Origin of the sequence: Pantoea sp. B566, from assembly GCF_024793925.1 — a bacterium.
Lineage (GTDB): Bacteria > Pseudomonadota > Gammaproteobacteria > Enterobacterales > Enterobacteriaceae > Pantoea > Pantoea ananatis.
This window is the reverse complement of record NZ_JANUQL010000003.1, coordinates 1-24,927: the sequence shown is the minus strand read 5'-3', so window position 1 is coordinate 24,927 and position 24,927 is coordinate 1. Positions and strand designations below refer to the sequence as shown.

General features: G+C 52.0%; 19 protein-coding genes and 2 pseudogenes. 11 read left to right on the top strand and 10 right to left on the bottom strand.

The genetic code is table 11. The annotated features are described in order from the left end of the window. The first annotated feature begins 304 nt into the window (after positions 1-304). Complete coding sequence (fhuA, locus tag NYE92_RS01815; RefSeq protein WP_014606064.1) at positions 305-2,479, top strand: ferrichrome porin FhuA; 2,175 nt, start codon at positions 305-307, stop codon at positions 2,477-2,479. Positions 2,480-2,567: 88 nt separating this feature from the next. On the opposite strand, the pseudogene NYE92_RS23250 reads toward fhuA, so the two are convergent. Next, positions 2,568-2,840 (bottom strand): annotated as a pseudogene (locus NYE92_RS23250) (IS30 family transposase); the annotation flags it as partial. A 145-nt stretch (positions 2,841-2,985) separates the two neighbouring features. On the opposite strand from NYE92_RS23250, the pseudogene NYE92_RS23230 reads away from it, so the two are divergent. Continuing rightward, positions 2,986-3,257, top strand: a pseudogene (locus tag NYE92_RS23230) (hypothetical protein); the annotation flags it as partial. Further along, a complete protein-coding gene (locus NYE92_RS01805; protein WP_013025466.1) occupies positions 3,258-4,151 on the top strand; it encodes a dihydrodipicolinate synthase family protein in 894 nt (297 codons plus the stop codon). 236 nt (positions 4,152-4,387) lie between these two features. Here NYE92_RS01805 and NYE92_RS01800 read toward each other — a convergent pair whose 3' ends face one another. Then, the gene (locus tag NYE92_RS01800; RefSeq protein ID WP_013025465.1) at positions 4,388-5,083 is read right to left on the bottom strand and encodes a DJ-1/PfpI family protein; all 696 of its coding nucleotides are present in this window, start codon (positions 5,081-5,083) and stop codon (positions 4,388-4,390) included. A 732-nt stretch (positions 5,084-5,815) separates the two neighbouring features. Here NYE92_RS01800 and NYE92_RS01795 point away from each other — a divergent pair. Next, on the top strand, positions 5,816-6,886 hold the full coding sequence (locus NYE92_RS01795; RefSeq protein ID WP_013025464.1) for an amidohydrolase: 1,071 nt from the start codon (positions 5,816-5,818) through the stop codon (positions 6,884-6,886). Continuing rightward, on the top strand, positions 6,861-8,135 hold the full coding sequence (locus NYE92_RS01790) for an MFS transporter (RefSeq protein WP_064373604.1): 1,275 nt from the start codon (positions 6,861-6,863) through the stop codon (positions 8,133-8,135). Before NYE92_RS01795 ends, NYE92_RS01790 begins: the two co-directional genes overlap by 26 nt. A 179-nt stretch (positions 8,136-8,314) precedes the next feature. Here NYE92_RS01790 and NYE92_RS01785 read toward each other — a convergent pair whose 3' ends face one another. The 3 genes from NYE92_RS01785 to NYE92_RS01775 form a co-directional block, all read right to left on the bottom strand. Then, the gene (locus tag NYE92_RS01785) at positions 8,315-8,455 is read right to left on the bottom strand and encodes a hypothetical protein (RefSeq protein WP_259018443.1); all 141 of its coding nucleotides are present in this window, start codon (positions 8,453-8,455) and stop codon (positions 8,315-8,317) included. Between the two features lie 194 nt (positions 8,456-8,649). Continuing rightward, on the bottom strand, positions 8,650-9,543 hold the full coding sequence (locus tag NYE92_RS01780; RefSeq protein WP_088900466.1) for a dihydrodipicolinate synthase family protein: 894 nt from the start codon (positions 9,541-9,543) through the stop codon (positions 8,650-8,652). 380 nt (positions 9,544-9,923) lie between these two features. Next, positions 9,924-10,391 (bottom strand): GNAT family N-acetyltransferase, encoded by a 468-nt coding sequence (locus NYE92_RS01775; RefSeq protein ID WP_014333122.1) that lies wholly within the window; start codon positions 10,389-10,391, stop codon positions 9,924-9,926. A gap of 609 nt (positions 10,392-11,000) precedes the next feature. Between NYE92_RS01775 and NYE92_RS01770 the strand changes: the two genes are divergently transcribed. Next, positions 11,001-12,176 (top strand): alginate lyase family protein, encoded by a 1,176-nt coding sequence (locus NYE92_RS01770; protein ID WP_014606069.1) that lies wholly within the window; start codon positions 11,001-11,003, stop codon positions 12,174-12,176. A gap of 237 nt (positions 12,177-12,413) precedes the next feature. On the opposite strand, the gene NYE92_RS01765 is transcribed toward NYE92_RS01770, so the two are convergent. Then, positions 12,414-13,244, bottom strand: a complete 831-nt coding sequence (locus tag NYE92_RS01765; protein ID WP_014606070.1) for a hypothetical protein — start codon at positions 13,242-13,244, stop codon at positions 12,414-12,416. Between the two features lie 528 nt (positions 13,245-13,772). Between NYE92_RS01765 and NYE92_RS01760 the strand changes: the two genes are divergently transcribed. Together NYE92_RS01760 and NYE92_RS01755 are read left to right on the top strand one after the other, a co-directional pair. After that, complete coding sequence (locus tag NYE92_RS01760; RefSeq protein WP_014606071.1) at positions 13,773-14,912, top strand: YecA family protein; 1,140 nt, start codon at positions 13,773-13,775, stop codon at positions 14,910-14,912. 243 nt (positions 14,913-15,155) lie between these two features. After that, positions 15,156-15,635: a GNAT family N-acetyltransferase gene (locus NYE92_RS01755; RefSeq protein WP_176017871.1), complete on the top strand. Its 480-nt coding sequence runs from the start codon at positions 15,156-15,158 to the stop codon at positions 15,633-15,635. Positions 15,636-15,865: 230 nt separating this feature from the next. Here the strand turns inward: NYE92_RS01755 and NYE92_RS01750 are convergent, their stop codons facing one another. The 4 genes from NYE92_RS01750 to NYE92_RS01735 form a co-directional block, all read right to left on the bottom strand. Beyond that, a complete protein-coding gene (locus NYE92_RS01750) occupies positions 15,866-16,180 on the bottom strand; it encodes a helix-turn-helix transcriptional regulator (protein WP_014606072.1) in 315 nt (104 codons plus the stop codon). A gap of 14 nt (positions 16,181-16,194) precedes the next feature. Next, positions 16,195-17,313 (bottom strand): alkene reductase, encoded by a 1,119-nt coding sequence (locus tag NYE92_RS01745; protein ID WP_014606073.1) that lies wholly within the window; start codon positions 17,311-17,313, stop codon positions 16,195-16,197. A 609-nt stretch (positions 17,314-17,922) separates the two neighbouring features. Then, positions 17,923-20,460 carry a YbcC family protein gene (locus NYE92_RS01740; protein WP_259018441.1) on the bottom strand — a complete coding sequence of 846 codons (2,538 nt, stop codon included), beginning with the start codon at positions 20,458-20,460 and terminating at the stop codon, positions 17,923-17,925. 28 nt (positions 20,461-20,488) lie between these two features. Then, entirely contained in the window at positions 20,489-22,054 is a 1,566-nt protein-coding gene (locus NYE92_RS01735) for an NADH-quinone oxidoreductase subunit L (RefSeq protein WP_259018440.1), read from the bottom strand. Positions 22,055-22,066: 12 nt separating this feature from the next. Between NYE92_RS01735 and NYE92_RS01730 the strand changes: the two genes are divergently transcribed. The 3 genes from NYE92_RS01730 (at position 22,067) to NYE92_RS01720 (ending at position 24,841) form a co-directional block, all read left to right on the top strand. Then, positions 22,067-23,053 (top strand): LysR family transcriptional regulator, encoded by a 987-nt coding sequence (locus NYE92_RS01730; protein WP_309600921.1) that lies wholly within the window; start codon positions 22,067-22,069, stop codon positions 23,051-23,053. A gap of 78 nt (positions 23,054-23,131) precedes the next feature. Beyond that, complete coding sequence (locus tag NYE92_RS01725) at positions 23,132-24,094, top strand: alpha/beta hydrolase (RefSeq protein ID WP_259018439.1); 963 nt, start codon at positions 23,132-23,134, stop codon at positions 24,092-24,094. 57 nt (positions 24,095-24,151) lie between these two features. Next, positions 24,152-24,841 carry a DUF4440 domain-containing protein gene (locus NYE92_RS01720; protein WP_064373555.1) on the top strand — a complete coding sequence of 230 codons (690 nt, stop codon included), beginning with the start codon at positions 24,152-24,154 and terminating at the stop codon, positions 24,839-24,841. The last annotated feature ends 86 nt before the right edge of the window (positions 24,842-24,927 follow it).

Below are 24,927 nucleotides of genomic sequence, written 5' to 3'. Positions count from 1 at the left end.
GCTATCGGAAAAAAGATTTTCGCTGTTAAATGAGAATGATTTTTATTTTTAATTACATGAGTCTTATGTGATTGAAATGTCGGGAGTCAGCGTACTGCAGCGGCAACAGGTGCTGAATTCACTGCAGCGCAGGGTAAGTGGCATTGACTGATAACGAAGTCATGGAAGGCGTGGATACGACCATTCGGGTACGATTTAACGTTATGAAAAGCATACTGATGTTTAAAAAAACATCGTGAGCAACCTGGCTCTTATTCGTTTCAGTGAAATGTATTTTATTAAACCTAGACGAGTACATACAGACATGAAAGTTCGAAGAGCTCTGATTCCACGTTCTTGTGCAGTAATGCTTAGTGCATTAATGAGTTCACTGTCATTCCCTGCACTGTCAGCAGACAGCGCCGTGGCTGCGACTAAACAGAATACCCTCACTGTAACAAGCGAGGGGGAGACTCCCCCGGAAGAAAATGCCTGGGGGCCAGTAGGCTCTGTGGTGGCAAAGCGAAGCGCGACAGCGACTAAAACTGACACGCCACTCCGTAAAACGCCTCAGTCCATTACCGTTGTTACGCGTGAAGAGATGGATTTGCTGGACCCACCGACGCTGAAAGATGCTTTTCGTTACGCTGCAGATGTGATGGTTGACAGTCGGGGATCGGTAAGCGGCTTTAATTCAGTCAATATCCGGGGGTTCAGCCAGATCTCGGATAATATTTATCTGGACGGACTCAAACTTCAGGCCGACAGTTTTACTTCCTTCCAGGTCGATCCTTACATGCTTGAACGTGCTGAATTGCTGCGTGGCCCTGCATCTGTTCTGTATGGTCTGAGTGAGCCTGGCGGTGTTATCGCGCTGGTCAGTAAGCGCCCCACGCCGCAGACCATTCGCGAAGTGCAGTTTAAAACTGGCAACCATAATCTTTTCCAGACGGGCTTTGATTTTGGCGGCGCGGTTGATGATGACGAGAAATTAACCTACCGCCTGACAGGTGTAGCCAGCGATCAGGACCAGCAACAGACGGGTGAAAAAGCAAAGCGTTATTCATTAGCGCCTTCATTCACATGGCGCCCCGATGACAAAACTCAGTTTACTTTTTTAAGCAGTTTCCTCGATGAACCCAATATAGGATGGTTTGGCTATTTACCGAAAGACGGCACGGTAACCAGCGGTGCGGGTGGAAAATTACCCACAAGTTTTAATGATGGGGAACCGGGTTATAACAAAATTTCCCGTAAGCAGAAGTTAGTCGGTTATACCTTTGAGCATCAAATTAATGACAACTGGACTGTGCGTCAGAACTTGCGCTACGGAACGGTAGATATGGATTACCGAACCATCTATGGAAGCAGTGTTTCTCCGTTTGATCCTTCTTTTTTAACCCGGGGTGCACTTGCGGCCAAAGAGCATTTATCGAGCTTCGCGATGGATACTCAGGTGCAAAATAAATTTTCTACAGGTAACACAGACCATACCCTGCTTATGGGCATAGATTACCGGCGCACACGGAATGATGTCTGGCAGGCGCTCGGTCTGGCATCCAGTCTGAACCTGGTTAATCCTGTGTATGGTAATACCGCTGTACAATATTTCGGTTACAGGAGTCAGGTCGATCGTCTTGAACAGACTGGCCTCTATTTGCAGGATCAGGCTGAATGGAATCACTGGCTATTAACATTGGGTGGTCGTTATGACTGGTCTGAAGCAGACAGCGTCAATCGCCTTAATAACAATTCAGCCTCCAAACAGGACGATAATGAATTTACATGGCGAGGAGGTCTGAACTACCTGTTTGATAATGGTCTTTCACCTTTCATTAGCTACAGTGAATCCTTCCTGCCAACAGCAGGAGCGGATTATACAGGGAAAATGTTTCGGGCATCTCGCGCCAAACAGTATGAAGCCGGAATCAAATATATACCTGACGGTAAATTGATTTCCGCCACCTTATCGCTGTTCCAGATAACAAAAGATAAAAATCTGACGTCAGATCCTGAGCATATTTTATATTCAGTGCAAAATGGCGAGTTACGCTCCAGAGGCATAGAACTGGAGACGAAAGCAGCACTGACAGAAAATGTGGATATTATCGGCAGCTATTCCTACACGGATGCTGAATATACCAAAGACACCTCATACGAAGGTAATCGCCCAGCTGAGATCCCTAAAAATATGGCGGCATTATGGGGAAACTACACTTTTCATGAAACGGCGTTAAGCGGATTGACGTTAGGGCTGGGAAGTCGCTATGTCGGGTCGACGGAAGGTGATAACGCTAACTCCTTTAAAGTGAAGCCCTACACGATCTGGAATGCCGTCATCCAGTACGATCTGAGCAGGTTCAATCTGCCGGGTTCATCAATTGGCTTAAATGTTAACAATCTTTTTGATAAGAACTACGTCGCAGGCTGTTACGCCACGACGGCGTGTTTTTACGGCGCGGAGCGACAAATTACGGCAACGGCTACGCTCAGGTTCTGATAATGCACGTCCTGAAATGAATGTTTCCCAGAATCAGACTGGCTTTTATCCTGCGAGTTCCACCGATGGATGCAACACATTAATTGAATCACTCTGCGGGTGATTCAGGGTATGGCGGATTTCCCGGCCTCTCGTCGAGCGGCCGGGCTACGCCATAAACGCTTTACTGGCGGTAACCCGGTAAACAAGTGCCTGAGGGAAAATGTTGTCTGAACACGCTGTTCGTATTTTCATTTAAGCCGCATTGCCAGGGAGATTGAGGAGCACAGAAATAAATCCGAATGTCTGTCGCTACAGTAAATTAGGTGTGACTGATCCTTTCACCTCCCCGAATCCATGTTGATATTTTATAACGCTCAGCAGCTCATTCCAGGGCTTATGTGATGAGTGGAGGCATCACCCTTAGGATCTGCTGTCCCAGACTTTAGCCAGCCTAAGCAAGCCGGAATGGCGTTCTGCAGAGTGACGATAACCCCTTTGATACCCTTTAAATAAGGGGTCTGACGGTGGAATATCCTTCGCCTGGTAAAGTCGTCTGGTGCGATAATGTCGATTAACCAGCCGTCGCTGCAACGGACGGCAGGGAATCAGAACGTGCTTAAGCGTTGAAGCTGAACACATGTGGTTTATTCTGAAAAGTCTGCCTCAGATGCCACCTGAGCAGCTTCATGACGCGGGAACGATGCTGACCGAAGGCCTGAAGAAATGGGGCCCGGCTGCAGTGTCACGTCACCCTCATCGGCGAATAACGCCTTCAACTCTGCTCTGGAGAAACTGAATGTTTACCGGTTTGTCTGCTTTCCCGTTAACACCTGTCACGGCGCGTGGTGTCGATGAAGAGGGATTGACTAAGATTCTGGCTCGCCTGACGGCAGCCGGTGTCGATTCGTTGGGTATTCTGGGTTCAACCGGCAGCTATGCCTATTTGAGCAGGGAACAGCGTAAACGCGTCGCAACGCTCGCCCGTCAGATTGCCGGGCAAATCCCCATGATGGTTTGCGTGGGTGCAATGAGCACCGATGCCGTCCTGCATCTGGCTGAAGATGCGCAGTCTGCAGGCGCTGATGCGTTGCTGCTTCCGGCGATGAGCTACCAGCCGCTGCGTAATGAAGAGGTTTATGCGTTTTATGAGACGGTTACCCGACATGTTTCAGTCCCGGTTTGTGTTTATGACAACCCACGGACCACGCATTTCACGTTCACAGATGAACTGCACGGGCAGCTGTCGTCACTGAAGGGCATTCGCTCAGTTAAAATTTCAGGCGTATCGGATAATCCCGTTGCTGCGGCTGAACGGGTCAATGCATTACGGCAACATCTTCGTCCTGGCATGACCATTGGCATCAGCGGTGACGCCAGTGCCGGGCTGGGATTAAATGCCGGTTGTGAAGTCTGGTATTCCGTTTGCGGTGGTCTGTTTCCAGAAACCGCCAAACAAATTACGCAGGCCGCCGCAGTTAACGACCATGAACGCGTGACTGCCTTCACTACCCGTCTGGAACCTTTATGGGCGCTGTTTCGTAAACATGGGGGAAGCATCCGTGTAATCGCCGCTGCAGCAGGCATACTCGGGCTTACCGATCCAGACTGTCTGCCTCGTCCCCTGCTGCCGTTGTCGAAAGAAGATATTGCCGATGTCGCAGGTGTGATTGCAGATCTGGATCTTAAATAACGCGCCAACAGGATCGGTTATCCGCCGATCCTCAACATATCTGGCTGGAGCATAATCTTAATAATGCGCCTTATCATCATGAGCGCCGTGGGCCGGACAGGTTTCAAGCACTCGTGCAGAGCGTGAGATCGCGATGTCCGCTGCCCGGTTTAAAGCGAGCGTTGCCTGATGGACATGTCCGGTTTGTGCCAGGCGCGGGGAGTGAAAGTCGAAAAAGGCCCCTCTTTCGCTAAGCCTTATTTCTGTAGTCTGGCTGCGGCTTTTAACGTCGCCTGTCGCCTCTTTTCAATAAATGGCGCTGTTTGTTCCCGCGCCTTTTTTAACTGCTCTTCAGATGCAGTTCGGGGCGAGCCACAGGTAAACGGCGGTGCGGGATCATATTCCATATGCAGTTGAATATTTTCAGCAATACTGCTCCCGTGCATTTCTGATACAACGGTGAGCGCAAAGTCTATTCCTGAAGTGACACCTGCGCCGGTTATACGGTTACGGTCACGGACGACGCGCTCATTAACTGGCTCCGCACCTAACAGAGCGAGTTGGTCCAGAGAAGCCCAGTGCGTCGTTGCTTTATATCCATCCAGAAGTCCTGCTGCGCCCAGAATCAGCGAACCAGTGCATACAGAAGTCACCAGCTTTGCTTCTTCACTTTGGAAACGGATAAATGAAAGAACGTCTTCATCATCCATTAGGTTTATCTGACCAGGCCCTCCGGGGATACAAATTACATCCAGTTGTGGGCATGTGTTAAAAGTGGTCGTTGGCTGTATAGCCATACCACGATCGGAAACAACAAGGTCCAGGTTTTTCCAGATGAGATGAACCTTTGTATTGGGTGCCCTGACGAAAACTTCATATGGCGCGGTAAGATCAAGCTGAGTAAGCGCTGGGAACAGGAGCAGCCCGATTGATTTGCTTGCAGAATCACGCATAGAAAATCCTTTAACCTAAAAAGATATAATGGCTTTTCCTTCACCAAAGGCAATCGTTGCGTAAAAAACAGACGCTCGCCGAATGGATGTCCTGTTTAACCCAGCTTTATTATCGTAGCGTTAAGCAATTTATGACCCACCCAAACGTCAGGATGATTTATGGGTAAAACATCCGATTCTCGCTCATCGCAGACATCACCTACGCACAGTCGCTTTGTGCCAGGAGCAGACATTGATATTTCAGCATTGCTGTGATTATTGGGGTGCAGGCCAGGCGGCCCCCCATCCCTTCGAGCTGCTGGCCACGCTGAAGCAGCGCGGCGAAAAGGCCGCCCAAAAACGTTATAAATCAACATATGCAACCTCAGAGCATGCCAATTAGTCTCTGAATTAATGGTATCCATCTAAGCAAGTCAACGTAAGAATCGTAGATATATGAATGGCCAACGTCCGCTTTTCGCCCATGTTCTACTGATTGATACGTACAGTTTGCACCTGGATGTTCCCTCTGAAACGCAACTTTGGTGTTAATAAAGGCTATTTGTGATTAACACCTTATTTACACGATTAACATTCTCTTTTTACTGGCTTGCCCTCAGGAAATGACTTTATAGTCGATTCATTCTGTAAAACACAGTTTTACCCTGTAAACCCTGAGTTGCATTCAGCCTGGCTTCTGAGCCCTGTGAGCAACGTCAGAACAGACGCGGTTAAAAAGCATAAGGGGAAGCGATGGAGACAGTTAATGCACCGCATTTGCCTGTCAGAGAAAACTGGCTGGCACTGCATCACGAAAAAGCGTTGATGCCCGATCTGGCGATAGTCGATGCTCATCATCACTTATGGGATCGCCAGTCAGGACGTTATCTGGTTCCTGATTTCAGCCACGATATTGAGCAGTCCGGACACCGGGTTCTGTCGACGGTTTATGTGCAGTGCCGTTCCATGCTGCGCCGTAACGGACCAGAAACCTTCAGGCCAGTCGGTGAGGTTGAGTTCGCGAGCGGCGCTGCCGCTATGTTTGACAGTGGCCACTATGGCAAGGCATCAGGCTGTGAAGCGATAGTGGGTGGTGTCAGTTTGCTGGCAGAGGATGACCTGCAACCCGTCATTGAACTCATGATGGCGCGCTCTGGTGGACGTTTACGAGGGCTGCGTAATCCGCTTGCCTGGCACAGTGATCCTCGCGTTGTATCAAGCCCTGTCACACCCCCTGCTGGCCTTGCCACCACTACCGCATTTCGCAAAGGCGCAGCCTGCCTTGTCCGGAACGGACTTTCGCTGGATGTCTGGGTTTACCACACCCAGCTTGATGACATTATTGCGCTGGCAGATGCGTTGCCCGATCTTCATATCATTGTGGACCACTGCGGCGGGCCGCTCGGCACGGGGCCTTATGCCAGCAAAAGGGATACCGCCTTTCAGGCGTGGCAAAAATCCATTACCGCTCTGGCTGAACGGCCAAACGTGAGCATGAAGATCAGCGGCTTTGGTATGACTGTCATGGGCTTTCCCTTCGCACAAAGCGCCACACCGCCAGACTCGCGGGCGCTGTGTCTCGCCTGGCGGCCACTGTTTGAAACGTTGGTCGAAACGTTCGGCGTCAGGCGCTGTATGTTTGCAAGCAATTTTCCGGTCGACAAAGGCATGTTCAGCTATGGCGTTTTCTGGAACGCCTGCAAACGGTTGGCGGAGCACGCGTCCGTCGAGGAAAAAGCACATCTTTTCTGGCGCACCGCAGCGTTAAGCTATCGCTTATCTTCCCTGGAGAATGCTGATGAATATCAAATCAAGACCGCATGAGACTCATCCACTGGAACAGAATGAAGCCAACCTGACACTCTCTCAAACATCGGTAGAAAAACGAACGCTCGCGTTGGGTGGGCTCGGGTGGGCTTTTGAAAGCTATGACTCATTTTTGCTATCGCTTTTATTGCCTGTGCTTGGCGTGGTGTTTGCTGTCAGCAAAACTGAACTGGGTCTGTTTATCAGCACCACGGCTGGCGGACAGATCATTGGCGGCATTCTGTTCGGGATGGTCGCCGACAAAATCGGACGAGTCAGAACCGCTTTCATTTGTATTACGATCTATTCGCTTTTCTCAGGACTCCTGGCCTTTTCTCATCATCAACAAACCTTTGTTTTGTTGCGATTTTGCGGGGCACTGGGAATGGGTGGAATGTGGACCTCTGGCGCAGCACTCATCGCCGAAACATGGCGTCCTGAACGCCGTGCCCGGGGTGGTGCACTGATGCAAATGGGACTGCCGGTGGGGGCCATTTTAGCGATTGGGCTGACGGCACTGGTCACGGCGATGACAGGCAAACTGGAAAACGGCGGCTGGCGATACCTTTTCATGATTGGCGCCTTGCCGGTTTTTATCATGATGGTCATTGCGTATATCACGCCTGAATCGCCAGTGTGGCTGGCACGCCAGCGGGAACGGATTAACAGACCGACCCAAACGGCGCGGTCGGGCAAAACAAACCTCAAAGGACTGTTACTGGCCTTTACCTTTATCTTTTTCATTCAGTATCTGTTCTGGGGGGTTTTCACCTGGACGCCCACCTATCTTCGTGAAGTGAAGCATCTTGATTTCCTGCACAGCCTGAAATTTGTACTGGCCTTACAAACAGGTGCGATTGCCGGCTTCCTTGTGTTTTCACTCCTGGCAGATAAATGGGGACGCAGACCCATGTTTTTGATCTACCTGTTTATCGGCGCTGTGGCAGTCGGCCTGTATCTGGCGACAACTCAGCCATTGATTCTGATGGCCGCCATCTTTATGGCGGGGTTTGGTGTAAACGGCATCTTTGCCGGCTCCGGGCCGTTCCTTGCCGAAATGATTGGCGACACACAGTCACGCGGCTTTTTAATGGGTCTGGCTTATAACGGCGGTCGCTTAGGTGGGTTTATTGCACCGCTACTCATTGGCTATGTTGCCAGCATAGGAGGATTTACCGCAGGGCTGGCGACTACCGTTGTGGCTTTTATCGCCGCGATGGTTGTCGTGTGGATGGCACCCGAAACGAAAGGCATTAAGCTGCAATAGCCCTTTTCCTTTAGCCTGATAAGGCACGGCTGTTTTGGTCGTGCTTTATTCAGTGGCGCGGAGAGACAACCGATGGTCCGTACAATGCTACCCCTCTTTCCGGGCCCACCGCTTCCGATCAATTCATCACCCTAATGACGTGCGACTCTTGCTGCCACAGGCCGACTGTCGGAAGAGCGTTAATCCGGCTTTTGCTTTTTACTTTTCTTGCTGAAAATGATGTCCGCTTTGTGCCAGGAGCGGACGTTTTCAGCATCTGCACGCACTAATTTGTCGAGAATAGCTTTTACTACATAATCATGCAGGCGCGCAGAAATCATCAGGCGCGTTTTTCAGGTTTTGAAGCAGGGAAAGGTGCCGGAAACAGCCCGGACGCGGCGGAAACGCGCTGAGAGCTTTTCAGATGGTGCGGCCAGGGGTTGTTATGTTTAATGTGCCAGAGCTTACCTGTGACCACCATTTGATGTCCGCTCCTCGCTCAAAGCGGACATCTTCCATACGTCCAAAGAAGCAATTAAGTAAGTTCAAGACTGGATATGACGTGCTTCAGCTCAGCAAACCTTTCACCCCGAATAGGCAATAGTGGACGAGGCAGGCAGTTTTCGTCAGCCAGTCCAAGAATACTGGCAGCAGCTGCGATGATTCTAAAACCACCTCCGTACTGATGAAAAAGCTCCCAGAGTGGGCTGAGTCGTCCGTGATGTTCCCTTACTGCCGTGTGGTCACCCGCCACTGCCGCATCTGTTATTTTCTTTGCCACATCAGGGAAAAGACCACCAAATACAGAATACCAGACCTCACAGCCGGCTATAAGGCCGTTAGCAGCAGAGCTGTCACCACTGATGCCGATTGTCACGTCTGCAGGCAATATAACGCGTAGGTTCCTGACCCTGGAAGCGGCAGCCTCCATATCCGAAGGAACGGGCGGAATTTTGAGCGAATGTACGGCTGGCAGAGTTGCAATTTTACGGTGCAGGTTATCTGAGAAGGTAAAATGGGTTTTTCCAGGATTGTCATAGACGCAGAGGGGAACCGAGACATTGCGGGCTACCATTTCAAAGAGTTCGTATACTTCTTCTTCATATAGTGCCTGGTATGAAAGTGGAGGCAGGAGCAAAGCACTGGCGCCAGCTTCCTGCGCATCATCAGCCAGCCGTAACACTTCATCTGCGCTTACTGCTCCAACACACACCATTACTGGAATATTATCGGCATTGTCTACAGCCAGTCTGGCTATCTGCTCACGTTGTTCACGGGTCATATAGGCGTAACTGCCTGTCGATCCAAGCACGCCGAGAGAATCGACTTTCGCATCTGTCAGTCTTCTCAGTATTCTCAGGAAGCTTTTCTCATCAGGAGAGCCTGATATAAACGGAGTGAGTGGAAACGCGCTTAGACCTTTAAACATGACTTTTCCTCTTAAGTCTGACTTATAGCCTGATTGATAAACGACAAAGCTATCACTGAGAAAGTTGCAGTAAGTCAGAGTCTGCTTAAATCCTTTTTACAGTAATATTTCAGATTCATTGCGTCTGGCGACGCAGATATTGTCTTAAGCCTCTGAATTACTTATCGTCGATTAATACATAATTCCGCCAGTAAAATCATCATACGGACCCGGACCATATTACTTGCTAAAACAGCATCAACCTGAGTTTTACGAACAGATATCAGATTACCTTAGAAGGGCTTAAGAACAATCTCGAAGGTTCGTTCTTCGCTCATAGCTGCCAGTCAGGTACTTTAATCTCCGTAAGGTGTTTCGGCAGCCACTCAGCATATTTGTGTTCAGTACCTGAGGAAGTGCCGTGCTGGGTTTTTCAGGCATAACTGATGTGTAACTTTTTCTACACCTGATAAAGCTACAAAACCAGCTCGTTCATAGAAAGTGAATGCTGATGAAGGTGCATTCGTGTTGATAAAATCAAACCAGCGGCCAGCATCTTTCAGAATTTCATTGAGTAGACCACTGCCAATCCGATTTTTTCTCCATTCAGTGTCTACATAAAGATGCCGTAGACGACCGACACCAGTTTCTTGTGTAAAAGGATCGACGTTAAGCCCACACACGCCAACAATCAAACGATCAACATAAGCCCCAATCAGTTTTTCTCCAGGCCTGTCAAAACGGTTATAGCCGCTGAGCCAATTTTCTTCTAGCCGACGCAGCATGTTCAATCCTTCAGTCATGCTCTGCGTTCGCAATTCAACAAATCCTGAGCTGTCCGGGGAGATGTCTGCGAAATGAATATCCATGAGCCGCTCCAGTGTTTTCAGTCTGCTTAGACTGGACAGAATTTCCTGAGTGCCCCTTATGACACCGGTACAGCTTCTGTCCTTATTGCCCTGGATGTTTTCTCCATGCCAGAGGCGGAAGTAGATAATAACAGCCCCTGTGAATCAACGGGTAGCAGATCAGGTTATAAGTACGCTATATGCCTGATTTTTTTTATAAAGTGAGTGACACACGGTCTTAAGGAAGTGTGGGACATGAACGCATACTGATTGCTTACATTCTGCACTAAGGACACTTTCTGGCCAATGCGGGTGGCGATAACCTGCTCTTCCACAGAACGCTGTTAACAATGTCCGCAGATCGCTCAAAGCGGACGAATGACCATCTCACCTTCCCCTGAACCCCTCAGGTATTGCGTAATCCATTTCTGGATTCTGCATATGGATGAAAGTTGCAATCTTCTTGTTTGTTTTGCGCTGCTTACTGGCTTTGATTTGACCAGCGATTGTGCCATAAGCTCGCGTTGCTAACTTCGGCGGGAACCAGTTTAAGGGGTAGCATGTCAAAAGAGATGCGGGTTTAAGCTGTATTACTTTCGTACGATAAAATATCGGGATAAATGAGCTAACATGATGAAAAGTAAAAACGCGATTATTACAGCCATGTTCTTTTTTGGACTTTCACCTTCGTGTTTTTCTGAAAATGGTTCGTTTATCCATCCTGGTGCATTAAACACGGCTGATGACTTCAAAAAAACAGCTCTGGAAGTAAAAGAAGGACATCAACCCTGGTCTTCAGATTTTGCGTTATTACGCAGTAATGCGCATGATTCACCTGACTATACGCCTCATCCTGTGGCTGTTCTTTACAGGGGCACGGCGGCAGGCCATCCAAAAGAAAATTACGCACTCCTCTTTAATGACGCTGCGGCCGCATATGCTCTAGCTCTGGACTGGCGGTTGAGCGGAGACGACTCACGTGCAAAGCGGGCCGTTTATATTCTCACTCAGTGGGCGGAAAAACTGCGATCCATTGACGGAACATCAGATAAATTTCTCGCGGCCGGACTCTACGGCTACCAGCTTGCTGTCGCAGCCGAAACGCTTCGGGGGTCATCCGACTTCTCAGCTTCTCAGCAAAAGGCGATCAGAAATATGCTCGTTACGGTGTTTGCACCCATGAACATCGCCTTTCTTGAGCATCATAACGGCGCAAAAACGGACCACTACTGGGCAAACTGGGACCTGTCTAGTACCGCTTCACTGATGGCTATTGGTATCTATGCAGACCGAAAAGATTTTTATGAAAAGGCCCGGCACTACTATCTTGATGGAAACGGTAACGGCGCGCTCAGAAAAGCTGCATGGAAAGTTTATCCTGACGGACTTGTCCAGTGGCAGGAGAGCGGGCGAGATCAGGCGCACACGTTGCTCGGCATTGGTCTGGCAGGAACCATCTGTCAGCTTGCCTGGAACCAGGGTGATGACCTGTTTGGTGCCTATAATAATCGCTTACTCGGGGCGGCCCGCTACGTAGCCAGATATAATTCAGGAATCAGCGTCCCTTATACTGTTTACCATAACAGTGACGTCGCACAGTCAGTTATTTCAGACAAAGGTCGTGGAGAAATAAGACCTGTGTGGGCATTGTTGTACGGACATTATGTACAGCTTATGCATCTCAGCGCACCAGAGATAAAGGTGGCGCTGGAGAAGGAGGGCCTTGAGGGTGGAGGCGGTAATTACGGCCCGAACAGTGGCGGGTATGACCAGCTGGGTTATGGCACCCTAACTTTCCTTAACTGATATTTAATTAATTTTTTGGCAATAAAGCTGGCCGTGAGAAGCGATCCTAGATACTTACATTGTCTGCAGTGACCCGCCACCTGTTAAGCAATACGCGACAATGTGACAAACTTCAGCCTGCTTCAGAATAACTGCGAACGTCCGCTTTGTGCCAAGAGCGGACGTTACTTAGCGTTTGTCTTAGTAAACGAGAGAACGGCTCAGGGTGATCCGGAGTGTATAACACGGCAGCAGAAATCAGAGCCTTGCCGTTTTACGTAACTTCATTTTTTTAATTCTCTTACGGCTAAACATAAGCCTGCCATCGCCCAGAGCATATCGCCCGGAGTGTATCGCCAGCCAGAACTGCAGCGTTATAAAATAGGGGTTAATAAGCAGTCTACACAGGCCTTTTCGGAACACACCATTCAAAGTAAGGGGTCTAAATCTCGGATAGTTAAGCGAGAAATAGCGGTATTCTCCCAGTCGCCAGCGCCAGTATGACTTCATTTCATTTTTTGCGTCCTCAATTGCATTACAGTTCCAAACCACGCCCCAGCGTCTTTCCCATGTGTCTCTTAACATCCAGCCATGCATCAGAGAAAACCGTTGTGAGTTAAAAGATGCCTGTTTTTTGCCACGAGGTAGCGTAATGACGCACTGAATAAACTGTGTTTCAGTAATTGAAAAATAAATTCCGCGTTCAGAAACCTCCATTAGTTCCTGACGTGGTATCTGGTTTAGGTTAACAATCAGCACGGACTGGTCCAGATTGACCAGCTCAATTTTCTGCTGGTAACGGATACCATGCCCTGACGCCTCAAAATAAAGCGAGAGGTTCTCCACAAGCTCCCCTTTTGCCCGGAACGCCACGCGGGATTTAACCGACTCATGATCGGCTGAATGAGCAAGCCGCACCGAGTACTCTAAATACTCACCCAGTGGTTTCCAGTATGCGCCTAACTGATAGCGCTTGAATTTATACTCATGCGATTTCTGATAGGTTTTCAGTAACCATAATCGTGTGATCTTTTCCCTGCCCCATTTGAAGAGGCGTCCAGCTAAACTCCATGGCATTGGTAAACTCATCTGTCTCTCCTGTGTTTTGATCTGACGCTATCACTTTTCTTCAGAGAGAAATAAAAGCTTTGCGTATCCTTACTAATTGTATAAATCCATTAACATTAAGGTTAAGCGGCTTAACGAAGCTCCGTCCCTGCTCGCACAGGCGGATTTCGATACCCCCCATATCCCGACGTACCCTATATCCTCGGCTTCCGTAATGTGCCAAGAGCGGTCGTTTGATCGAGAAAAATTTAACATACGGGATTGGTCATTAATGCAGGATAATATTGTATTACCATGAGTCATTAACCTTAGGTTTAGGGGGGGGAATTCACGTATAGTTGCTTGTTCACTATTGGTGGGTAAGGCCACACATTTCGGCAGCTATACTTCGCCAACCCTTCGCACATAGGCAACACCTGATTTAAGAATAGATAGCAATAGTGGTACCAAGAAGATTTATTCCTAAGCATGTAGTAGGTGATCTTTTAGCTGCCGGAGTGGTAAATTATACCTAATTTCAGTGAATGTTTTTGTTAGAGCATTAATTGCGTGGAAAACGATAAAGTGAAGATAGGAAGAAATGATAAGTGCTGGTGCAATTCAGGAATTAAGTATAAAAAATGCCATCTCGATCGAGACCGTGAAACTCCGGTATCCAAAGCCGAAGCCCTGAACTTTTCAAAGTCTAATTCCCAGAGGAAGGCGTGTTATGCGCCAGCATCCATGCATGAAGATTGTGATAAACGCATCGTTCAGGCACATACGCTGTCAAAGAGCAGCAGCCTTAAAGCGATTGCTGATTCTAGTAATCATGTCATGGGCGTAGTAATGAACCTTCCGAGCCTAATGAGAAACAAAGGAAGATGGATTCCCGAGAAGATCGGTATAAATCAGGCATCCACTTTCACCGGATTTTGTGCAGTTCACGACAGAGTCTTATTTTCATGCCTAGAGAACGAAAAATTTACAGGCACGGATGAGCAGTGTTTTGCACTAATGTTTCGTTCGTTGTCTAAAGAAATTTATGCCAAGGAGGGGGGGCGGCGGTCTTCCGATTTTGCTAGAAATGCCGATAAAGGTAAGCCACAGGCCGATCAGCTTAATATTCAGGAATATGTCAGCTTGCATCAAAGCGGTCTGAATGCAGCAATAAATGAACTTAGTAATCTTAAAACTAACCTCGACCGCATTCTTCTTAGCAGACAGTTTTCAGAAATTGAAAGTGTAATCTTCACTTTTTCAGATCCATTACCCATTGCGGTTTCGTCAATTCTGTCACCAGAGAGGGATTTCGATGGCACTAAGATTCAGGATTTGAACGATCTTAACGTGTCGGCGGAACAGGTCTGCTTCAATGCTTTTTCCGGCGAAGGTAAAGGATATATAGTATTCAGCTGGCTAGGAACTTCAGCAATTATCAGACGTTTTATACGATCACTGATTAAGATTTCAGCAGACAGGATTTTCACCACTCTCCTGTATTTTTTCTTCACAAAAGCTGAAAATACATACTCATCTCCTGACTGGTGGGACAGCCTCAGTAATAAACAGCGAGAGAATATCTGCAATATGATTATGTCGGGCGTTGAATTTTTTGGTAGCCCTATATCACGGGTCGATCATTCCGTTGATTATAATGCTGTTGTGCTTACAGAGATAAGGTGCAGCAACAGCGAGATTTCCAGCTGAATGTTTTCACGCCAATGGAAAAAGGGGGAAACTGATGTTTTGCGTCCGCTTATCGCTCATAGCGGACCTTCAGCTCAGTCAGCCTGTCTACTTTATGCCAGAAGCGGGAAGTCTAATTCTCTTAATTGAATATAAAGAAGCTTGCAGGCTGTCAAACTGATACGTACCGGATAATGAATCTAATGGAAACGTGAACCTGAAGACGTTATAACAAAAATTAAATTGTTGATTATCAGGTCTAAAATGTACATCAAATACCTTATGGATGACCCGGACTATCTTAATCAGACGACGGAGTTACTGTTTGATGAGTGGTCTCACCTGTCTTCATGGTCGGAATCCGGGCAGATACTTACGCGTCTTACCGAGCGTAATAGTTCAGACACAGAGCAGTTTACCCTGGTTGCCCTGGACGCTGAGAATAAGGTGACGGCTACTGGTAGCCTTATCCTTTATGAACTTATAGATAACCCCCAGCGCGTGTACTGGTTAGGCGAGGTTGTTACCCATTCTACGCATCGTGGCAAGGGGATAGGCTCTGCATTAATAAAACGCATCGTTGAATTAGCTACTGAAAGAAATATTTCTGAACTCTGGCTCTATACGCCTGACAAGCAGGCGCTTTACCGGAATTTAGGCTGGAAAGAACGTGAACAACGTCTCGTAGCGGGTGAATCTGTTACGGTGATGGTTCTCAGCCTGCCCTGCCCGGACGCGGCCTGAAAGCGACAGGCAATATCGCGGTACGGTTAACGTTTTATCTGACCATACATTAAACGTTAACGGCCTGTATCCCCTGCTCTTCCGGCATCCATCCAGTCCACTGTGGGCGCTTTGTGAACGTTTCTCCACGAGTCTGTGAGCGTTGCGCCGCAAGCGAAGGTGCGCATAAGCGGGTGATTTTAATGTCTGACGCACGGTTTTAAGAGGGGCATTCCTCTTTGAGAAGCCGCCTACAGCTGCTGGAGAGACCTGATGATCGCCTCATTCATCTCGCATACCGCCTGTTCGCGTCGGCGATAGTAGGTCCATTTGCCTACCTTACTGGCCTCAAGCAGACCGGCATCATGCAGCGCTTTAAGACACAGTGAGGTAGCGGGCTGTGAAAGGCCCGCTTTGTCCTGAATAAGACTGGCACAGACACCGTACTGATCGAAGGGATAGAGCTGAGAATAATCAGCAAAGGCTTCGTCAGGGCTTTTAAGCCATTTGAGCACCGCAACCCGTGTCGGGTTGGCCAGTAATTTAATGGCATTTTCGGGTGTCATGCCGTCTTCAAACCTCAAGCAGAATAAAAAGGATAGTCAGTATAGCCTTTCTGGCTTCCACCATACAGTGAGGCGCTATCGACGTCGTTCAGCGGATAACCCATTTTGAAACGCGCCGGTAAATCGGGGTTAGCGATAAACGTGCGCCCGAAACCAAACAGATCTCCCCATCCCTTTTCCAGCATGCGCTCGGCTTTTTCTTTGGTGTAACGGCCCGAATACATAATGGGCGAACGGAAGGCTTCGCGAAGCGCTTTGCGAAAATCTTCAGGCATATCCGGGCTGTTGTCCCAGTCAGCTTCGGCGATGGAGAGATATCCCGTTTCGAGCGCGTTCAGCATCTGGGCCGCACGGAGGTAGGTAGCCTGCGGATCGCTCTCCACCAGCCCCAGATAAACGCGCTCTTCCTCTGTGCTTGAGAACAGAGGCGCGAAACGCACGCCGACACGATGACTGCCAAACACCGAACTCACGGCCTCGGTGACTTCACGCAGGAAGCGCAGGCGGTTATCAAGCGAACCGCCATATTCATCGGTGCGGAAGTTAGTATGTTCAGAAATAAACTGATTGATCAGATAACCATTGGCGGCATGCAGTTCGATACCGTCAAAGCCCGCTTTTTTGGCATTCTCCGCCGCCGTACGGTACATCGCCACAATCGCTTTCACTTCCGATGTGGTTAACTCGCGCGGCATGCTGGGTTCCGTCAGAATACCGGCACCAGGTCCGGTTTCGATAAACACCCGTACGCCGCTGGCGGCAACGGCTGAAGGTGCAACAGGTGGCTGCTTTCCGGGCTGCAGTTCATTGTGCGATACGCGACCAACGTGCCAGAGCTGGCAAAAGAGGATCCCACCTTCTGCATGAACGGCGTCGGTTACTTTTCGCCAACCCGCGATTTGTGCTTCGCTGTGAATGCCAGGTGTCCAGGCATATCCCTGTCCGCGTGGCTCAATTTGCGTCCCTTCGGTTACCATAAATCCCGCACTGGCACGCTGGCGATAGTAGTCCACCATCATCGTGCCGGGTACGTTGCCCGGCTGCTCACTGCGGCAACGGGTTAGCGGTGGGAGCGCAATACGGTTACGCAAGCTGAGATCACCCAGCGTCAGGGGCGCGAAGAGAGACGACATAACAATTATCCTGTGAGAAGAAAGAAAGACAACATTATATTTACACATTTAAATTTGTAAATGTGTAATTTGTGCGGTCATACCGCCCTGCTCCCTGTTAATGCGTCAGTGAAGACGCCAACAAAACCGCTATCCGCATCAGGAAAACGGTGGATGTATCCTCCTCGCGCGCAGCGAACACGATCCCGCGCGCATTCTTAAGCTGATGTCGTGCGGCGCAGGCGTTGCGCCTGGTGCGAAGTGATCGCCGATGCGGTGATATCTACGACATCCACAGAAATTACGCCTCCTGATGCTGATTATCCCGCACTCACGCAGCGTTGCAGGGCGCGGTTGATCTCTGCCGGGCGACTTAATCCAGCAGCCTGTATTTTTCGGTAAAATTCCTATCTGGGGCAGAAGGTCAGCAAGCCTGGATTGCGCGTCTCAAACACGACAGAGCATTGGGGCCGTTTGTCATCCCCCGTACATCGGCAGTGGCTGAAGATGTGTACCGGCACGGCATCCGTTATCTTCAGGGGCGGTAACAGCCGTTTGCAGAGGCTGCCCTGAACAGGCAGCCGCTCGATTTCGCGCAAACGGCTCGGGGCGAATACGACCTCAGGTACGCTACAGGTCCAGTGCGAGCCAGCATCCGCGCGCATAGCGCGCCAAACCTGCCGCCTCAAAGCGCCACAGATGGAGCCAGCCGTTATCCAGCAGTTGCCGGATGACCTCATGCTTTCCGATTACCGCTTCAATGGCCGTTTGCGGTGCGTCGATAACCACTGTCAGGCGCAGCGGCTCGTGCATCCAGCGCTCGCCGTCGTGGAGCGACTGGCGTGACAAGCCGATGCGCAGATCGCCGCCGTTGCCCTCAAAGACGCCGATGCGTCCACCCACCACGTTATGCAGCACCTTGTTGCCGCTGCCCAGTCGCTGCGGATCGCAAGTGGATGCGTGATACTGCCAGTTGATCCAGTGTGTAACCAGCATCGGAGCGGTCATTAAGCCCTCCAGCAGGCTACCGTCAACATCCTGACTGGCGTCGTAATCATGCAGAAAACTGCGCCCGCTCAGTACTACGCCGCGGCTACGGTGACGCGGCGCGATCAGAAAGGCAGCGTTGCCCGCGAGTCCCCATTCCGGTCGGGTTTGCGCGCCGTCGTTAGCGCGACGGCGTAACTGACCCAGTAACACATCCTCACGTGCTTGCGGGTCCAGTTGCAGGCCGGGCGCTCGCTCACGGCGTACCTGGTCGCAGGCTTGATGAAAAATCGGTTGTATCCTTTCACAGCGTGCACGCGCCGCCTGGGGCAGCAGGTCGAGATCGAACCACTCGATTTCATCGGTGGTCGTGTTGTGCAGCGCAGCCACGAACGCCGTTGAATCAGGAACGTCCACGCCTTGCAGTTTCAGCCCCTGGCGAACCGCCGGTTCATTGAGCAACTGGGCCAGGCTGCGCGCATTCACTTCGCCGGTATGGCCACAGCAGGCACCACAGTCCAGTGCCGCTGCGTGAGCATTGTTAGCTGACTGGCTGCCATGACCGACAAGGAGCACTGTCGGAGCCAGACGTTGCGCCAGGCCCATGGCATGAAGAACTCCCGCCGCCAGCTTAACTTTAGCCTCTGTATTCAGCCCAACCAACTGTGGACGGCAGATCGCGCGGTAACGCGCAGCCAGGCCAGCCAAATCGTCCCTGGCTCGTGCTTTTTTGCCCGGCAGTAACCCCTTCACCAGCTTGACGGAGTAGCCCAGTCCGACCGCTTCCACAAAGGAGAAGGCGGCACCGGGCCAGTGGCTAACGGCATTCCACTGGTCGGCCATGGCAAATCGGGCCTGACGCGATCTGCTGGCTGCGTTTTGCAGCGCTGTATCAGCACGGGATGGCGTCGAATTCGCGCTCACAATTCGGTCGTTGACGTCGATGGAAGGCGCAAGTAAGCCGGGTAACTGGGGGCGCCGGGCTTGGGTAGCAAGAGGCGTGTACGCAACCGGAAGGCCGAAGAACCCCGCACAGCCGAGCGTCTGAACGCCAGGACTCGCGGCCTCCAGGGCGCGGCGCAACGGTTCACTGCGAACATCAATGCAGAAAGCGGCCTGGACTTCGATCGCCTCAGCGTCCACATCCTGCCCCTTAGCCGTGGCCAGCCGATGCGCCAACTCACGCTGATAGCCAATCTCCAGCGCCAGCTGCCACACTTCGTCAACCCGCATCGCGTATTCGGTCTCCTCCAGCACGTGAGGAGCCTGAGCCCAGGCCTGCTGAAGGGAAGCAAATGCTTGCCGGGTGGCGGCATCATCTTTGCATTCTAAAAGGATGATGCCCCAGGCCAGACGAATAGCCAGTAACTCACGCAGGTGCGCATCCTTACCGCCCGCCAACCCTGCCTGCCAGCCGAGATACGCGCACCAGGAGGCCCAGCCATTAACGGTAAGCAGCACCGACTCCAGATAATCTGCCCACACGGTTTCAGACAGGCCAAGCCGCTCAATGACCCAGCCTCCAGCGTCCACGGCGTTATCCGGTAACGTCTTGATAGCCTGCCTGATGTTCGGTAAGCCCATTAACAGACCAATGCCATGGTCGTGCTTCAGCGTGTCGAGCCAGAAGGCATATAAGCCCTGATGACGCTCGGGCTGCCAGCTCGCCTGGTGTTCGTCGAAGTAAGCCGCACAGGTTTGGCTAACCTGATGCGTGATGGCTTGCCGCCAGGATAACCTTTTGTGGCGATGGGGATCGTTGTCGAGCACATCGATCAGCAGCGGTAACTGTACTTGCAGGCTACCTGCTTGCAGCGCCTGCGTGCACTGTTCAACCGTCAGGCCGGCCGCTTGCGCCTCAGGTAGCTGGTGCAGCGCCTGGGTGAGATCGGCAACGCTAATACGCCCCTCACGCCAAGCCTGCATCTGCCGATCGCGCGGTGGGAAAACCTGAATACCGCCGAGCGCAGCCATGCGCGCGGCCACCCTGCGCACCGGCATGCCAATACGCGCCCAATGAGGATTGACAGCGATGGCGCGATCCAGTGGCCATGCCGGTGCAATCGCCTGGCAGGCGCGGTGGCAAGCTTGCTCAATGGCGGACTGCCGTGAATCTGTATTGCGTGCGGATTGCGTCAGGCTCGCCGACACGGATTTCTCTTTGTTGGTCAGTGTATCCATCAGGAAACGCTCCGGGTTGTCAGGTTATTCAGCGCGGCCTGTCAGCAACAGGTGCATCAGGCATTTCAGGTTTAACGGGCGTGGCATTGCCGGATGCCCAGGTCGTTGGCCACAGGAGCAGCGTCAGGCGCGTATAGGCTTCGTCCAGGTAAAACCCCGCGTAGCTCCAGCGACGCCAGCGCGACAGGCGTTGTGGCTGCTTTTGCAGCAACACCTGGCACAGATACAAGGCCGCCATTCCTGTCAGCGCGATCAGGCCCAGACGTTCATCGGGGGCATCCTGCAGGCCGAGCGGCAGCGCATGCAGAAACAGGGCAATCATCGACAGGCCGATAACAGTGAAGAGCCCGAAAAGAAGCTGTGAGGCAGGTGAAGCGCCGTCGTCTTGCGCATCAGGCAACCACAGCAAGGGTGCCCACGCCATGCCCAACACCCCGCTCCACCACCAGGGCCAGGCGGCCAGATCTGCCAGCCTCAGCACCAGAAACACCGCTGAAATCGTCATCACTGGGGCGAGCATCACACTCAGGGTGCCGGGCAACGAGGTCCGGTGCAGCGTCTGCTGGCGAGTTTGTCTTACGCTTTCTGAAGCGGACAGGAAAGCATGGGCTTTGTAGAGCGAATGGCCAATGAGATGCAGAGCTGCCAGGGTGTAAAGGCCAAGCGCGCACTCAAGCAGCATGAAGCCCATCTGCGCGACGGTGGACCAGGCCAGCCGTACTTTTACGCTGATGCGCGTCAACATGACAATGCCTGCCAGTACAGCGGTCGTCAGCGCGAAAATCAGTAACAACACGCGCGCAGCGCCTGCCTGTTCTAACATCGGGGCGAAGCGAATCAGGACAAAGCCGCCAAGATTAACGACGCCTGCATGCAAGAGCGCAGATACCGGCGTCGGGGCTTCCATCACCTGTATCAACCAGCCATGCACCGGCAGCAAGGCCGTGCGAAGAATAACAGCCATCACGAGCAAAACGGCGCTCGCCTGCAAGGGCACGGACGCCCCCTGCTGGGCAATGTGCGCCCACAAAGCTGACAGCGAGAAACTGCCCACTTCCCACCAGGCCAGCGCGGAAGCGCCGAGCAACATCACGTCTGCTATCCGGTCAGCAATATACTTTTTGTGTGCCGCAAACAGGGCAAAGGGGCGATCGGGATAGAAGCAAAGCAGCTGCTGTAGCGCCAGGCCTACAGCGGCCCAGGCGGCAATGAGTAGCAGCCAGTTATCGGCCAGCAGGAGCAGATGAACACTACCCAGTACAGCGGACAGTGCGCCAATGTAGCGCCGCTGGTTCGCTTCGCCTTCAAGGTAACGCACAGAAAATGATGCGATGACTTTGCCAAGCAGTTGTACCATCAAAGCCAGCACCAGGCCAAACGTCGTTGCTTTTACTAAACCAGGCCATTGCGCCCCGCTGGTGCCCGCGGCGAGGGACACGCCTGCGAAGGCAATGGCGCCATATGACACAATCTGCAGCACACGCCACAGCGCCGTTGTAGACATCCCACTTAAACGTGTCAGCCCTGCTAAGCCCGCCATTAAAACAGCAGGTGCCAAAAAACAAACCAGGTATAAAACTTCAAGGATATTCATCGCATAGCCCTTATGAATGTGACTGAGCCTATGTTCATTGACGGTTACTATTCTGTAAAATATATTTATTTGAATAAATTGATACCTAAAACAGAACAAATGAATCTTAATCAGCTGAACTTTCATCACCTTTTCTATTTTTGGCGAGTCGCCAGGCTCGGGCACCTGACGCGGGCGGCCGAAGAGCTGGCGACCTCACAATCAGCCGTTTCGGTGCAAATCCGACAGCTTGAGGACCGGCTGGGAGAAAGTTTGTTAATCCGTAAAGGCCGCCGCCTGATCCTGACGGACACAGGTCAGTTGGTCATGGCTTATGCCGATAACATCTTTGGGCTCAGTCAGGAGATGTTGGGACGCTTAAAAGGCCGGTCTGCCGGTGTTACACGGCTGCGCGTGGGCAGCGTGGCAACCCTGTCGCGCAACTATCAGGAAAACTGGATTCGACCTGCACTTGCCGATCCTGGTGTGGTGCTGACGCTGGAGTCCGGATTACTGGAAGGCCTGCTGGTCAGGTTGATGCAACATCAGCTCGATGTGGTGCTGGCCAATGAAACCGTTCCCGTGGATACCGATCGCCCTTTGCACTTCGTGTTTCTGGGCAGTCAGTCCATCTCTTTGGTCGGCCCGGCGAGCAAATGGGCATCGCGCAGTCTGCGCATCCCGGAAGATTTGGATGGCGTGGAGATTGCCCTGCCCGGCCCACGCCATGCCTTGCGCGCGCAGTTTGATGCGCTGTGTTCCACAGCGGGCGTAAGGCCCAGAGTGCGCGCTGAAGTCGATGACATGGCGATGCTGCGTCTGATCGCGCGTGACAGCGGCTGGCTCACCGTATTGCCCGAGGTCGTCGTTCAGGATGAACTGCGTAGCGGATTGCTCGTCACCGTCGGCCAGTCTGCGGATCTGCAGGAGCGCTTCTACGCCATTACGACGCCTCAACGGCATCGTATCGACGTGCTTGAACAACTTCTGACGGGCCAAAAACGCCCGGCGCACGATTAAGCATCACCGCTATCGCTCTTTGCCTGCTAACGGGCAAAGAGCGGGCAAATGCCACTTAAGCCTCAGGAGAGGAATGATTTGAACACGCTGCATTTAGTCGATCCCGAGTTACTTCCCATTCTCGCAAACAGCGCGCCGCTGGCACTTACGCCTGAAACGATTGTGGCACTGCGCCAACAGCGTCAGGATGCTGCCGTTAAGCAGGTTCAGTCTTATCGCGACCTTGGGCTTCACATCCATGAGCAGCAGATTGAATTTCCCGATCGTCCCCCCGTCAGAGTCTGTGTGATAACGCCCGTAACCGCCGCTGAAAAGCGCATGGGCATTTTGCACATTCATGGCGGCGGTCACCTGTTCGGCAGCCCGGAGCAGTCGCTTTCACTGACCAGTGCCACGGCGCTGCGCCAGAACTGCGTGGTGGTCTCGGTGGACTATCGCCTGGCCCCGGAAACGGTGTTTCCCGGATCGCTGGAGGACGGCTATGCGGTGCTGAACTGGATGGTAAGCCAGGCCGACAGGCTGGGCATCGATCCGGCACATATCGGCTTAATGGGCGACAGCGCCGGTGCCGGGCTGGCCGCCTCGCTGGCGCTGCTGGCAAGGGATCGCAATGGCCCCAAACTGGCCTTCCAGAATCTGATGTTCCCGATGCTGGACGACCGCACGGTGACGGAAACACATCCCAATCCCGTGACCGGCGAGTTTGTCTGGACGCGAGAATACAATCGTATTGGCTGGACCGCCCTGCTGGGCGAGGAACCCGGCAGCGAAACGATCTCGCCTTATGCCGCACCGGCACGCGCCAGCAACCTTGCCGGGCTTCCCCCTGCCTGGATCGGCGTCGGCACGCTGGACCTGTTTCTGGATGAGAACCTCGATTATGCACAACGGCTGATCCGTGCCGGCGTTGCCGTGGAGCTGCACGTCTGGCCCGGTGCCTTTCATGGCTTCCATGCCAGCGACACGGCCGCCGTTTCGCTGCAGGCCAGGGAACTGCGTCAGTGCTGGCTGTCGCGCTTTAATCCCTGCCCGGCAGGTTGATGGGCGACGCATATCCTGCCAGGGTTGAGCAACGCCGTTAACGCACGGAGCTTCGTGATGCAAACGCTCAACATTGTACCCCGCCTGATGACAGCGCTGCGGGCGGGGGAAAAACGCCATACGATTCGCTGGCAGGAACAGAAGATTACGCCGGGACCACTTTGCTATGTCAGTAACGAGGATCCTGCGACCTGGGTGATCGTTGATGTAGCGCAGGTGGTGACCATGCCGCTGTCATCCGTCGCGCACTATCTGGGCAAAGGTGATGAATGGCCCGATGCGGTCTTGCTGGCCGGAATGCAGGAACATTATCCTGCGATTCAGCTCGATTCACAGGTTGAGGTGATTCACCACTCCGCGCCGCGTCAGGATGAGCGTGCGCTTCACCTCGCATTGCTGGCGGCCCTGACGGTGCTGGAATGCAGTCTGCATCATGAAAAGCGCCACGATTTAGCGTGGCTTGACCAGAGACTGCATCCCGAATTTAAAGAGATCACCCTTTCAGGCACGCTGCTGAACCGTGAGCAAATCATCGCGGCGCTAATGAATGAAGAGAACGCGCAGGCCATTATCAGCAGCGACTTTCAACTGATGGAGGTCGGAACCCAGCATGCCATTTTGCTTTACCGCACCGCGCAGCCAGACGGCAGCCGTGCCGCATTACGTTCGTCCCACTGGGTTTTATCCTCAGCGCATGGCTGGCAGATGATTTTTCATCAGGGCAGCACGGCAGCCGCCTGGTCATAGTCTGGGGTTTGGGGTTTGGGGTTTGGGGTTTGGGGTTTGGGGTTTGGGGTTTGGGGTTTGGGGTTTGGGGTTTGGGGTTTGGGGTT

What these genes read in the sequence shown, in the direction of transcription:
- fhuA (WP_014606064.1), top strand. Translation starts at nt 305, where the DNA reads ATGAAAGTTCGAAGAGCTCTGATTCCACGTTCTTGTGCAGTAATGCTT.
- NYE92_RS01805 (WP_013025466.1), top strand. Translation starts at nt 3,258, where the DNA reads ATGTTTACCGGTTTGTCTGCTTTCCCGTTAACACCTGTCACGGCGCGT.
- NYE92_RS01800 (WP_013025465.1), bottom strand. Translation starts at nt 5,083, where the DNA reads ATGCGTGATTCTGCAAGCAAATCAATCGGGCTGCTCCTGTTCCCAGCG.
- NYE92_RS01795 (WP_013025464.1), top strand. Translation starts at nt 5,816, where the DNA reads ATGGAGACAGTTAATGCACCGCATTTGCCTGTCAGAGAAAACTGGCTG.
- NYE92_RS01790 (WP_064373604.1), top strand. Translation starts at nt 6,861, where the DNA reads ATGAATATCAAATCAAGACCGCATGAGACTCATCCACTGGAACAGAAT.
- NYE92_RS01785 (WP_259018443.1), bottom strand. Translation starts at nt 8,455, where the DNA reads ATGATTTCTGCGCGCCTGCATGATTATGTAGTAAAAGCTATTCTCGAC.
- NYE92_RS01780 (WP_088900466.1), bottom strand. Translation starts at nt 9,543, where the DNA reads ATGTTTAAAGGTCTAAGCGCGTTTCCACTCACTCCGTTTATATCAGGC.
- NYE92_RS01775 (WP_014333122.1), bottom strand. Translation starts at nt 10,391, where the DNA reads ATGGATATTCATTTCGCAGACATCTCCCCGGACAGCTCAGGATTTGTT.
- NYE92_RS01770 (WP_014606069.1), top strand. Translation starts at nt 11,001, where the DNA reads ATGATGAAAAGTAAAAACGCGATTATTACAGCCATGTTCTTTTTTGGA.
- NYE92_RS01765 (WP_014606070.1), bottom strand. Translation starts at nt 13,244, where the DNA reads ATGAGTTTACCAATGCCATGGAGTTTAGCTGGACGCCTCTTCAAATGG.
- NYE92_RS01755 (WP_176017871.1), top strand. Translation starts at nt 15,156, where the DNA reads ATGTACATCAAATACCTTATGGATGACCCGGACTATCTTAATCAGACG.
- NYE92_RS01750 (WP_014606072.1), bottom strand. Translation starts at nt 16,180, where the DNA reads ATGACACCCGAAAATGCCATTAAATTACTGGCCAACCCGACACGGGTT.
- NYE92_RS01745 (WP_014606073.1), bottom strand. Translation starts at nt 17,313, where the DNA reads ATGTCGTCTCTCTTCGCGCCCCTGACGCTGGGTGATCTCAGCTTGCGT.
- NYE92_RS01740 (WP_259018441.1), bottom strand. Translation starts at nt 20,460, where the DNA reads ATGGATACACTGACCAACAAAGAGAAATCCGTGTCGGCGAGCCTGACG.
- NYE92_RS01735 (WP_259018440.1), bottom strand. Translation starts at nt 22,054, where the DNA reads ATGAATATCCTTGAAGTTTTATACCTGGTTTGTTTTTTGGCACCTGCT.
- NYE92_RS01730 (WP_309600921.1), top strand. Translation starts at nt 22,067, where the DNA reads ATGAATGTGACTGAGCCTATGTTCATTGACGGTTACTATTCTGTAAAA.
- NYE92_RS01720 (WP_064373555.1), top strand. Translation starts at nt 24,152, where the DNA reads ATGCAAACGCTCAACATTGTACCCCGCCTGATGACAGCGCTGCGGGCG.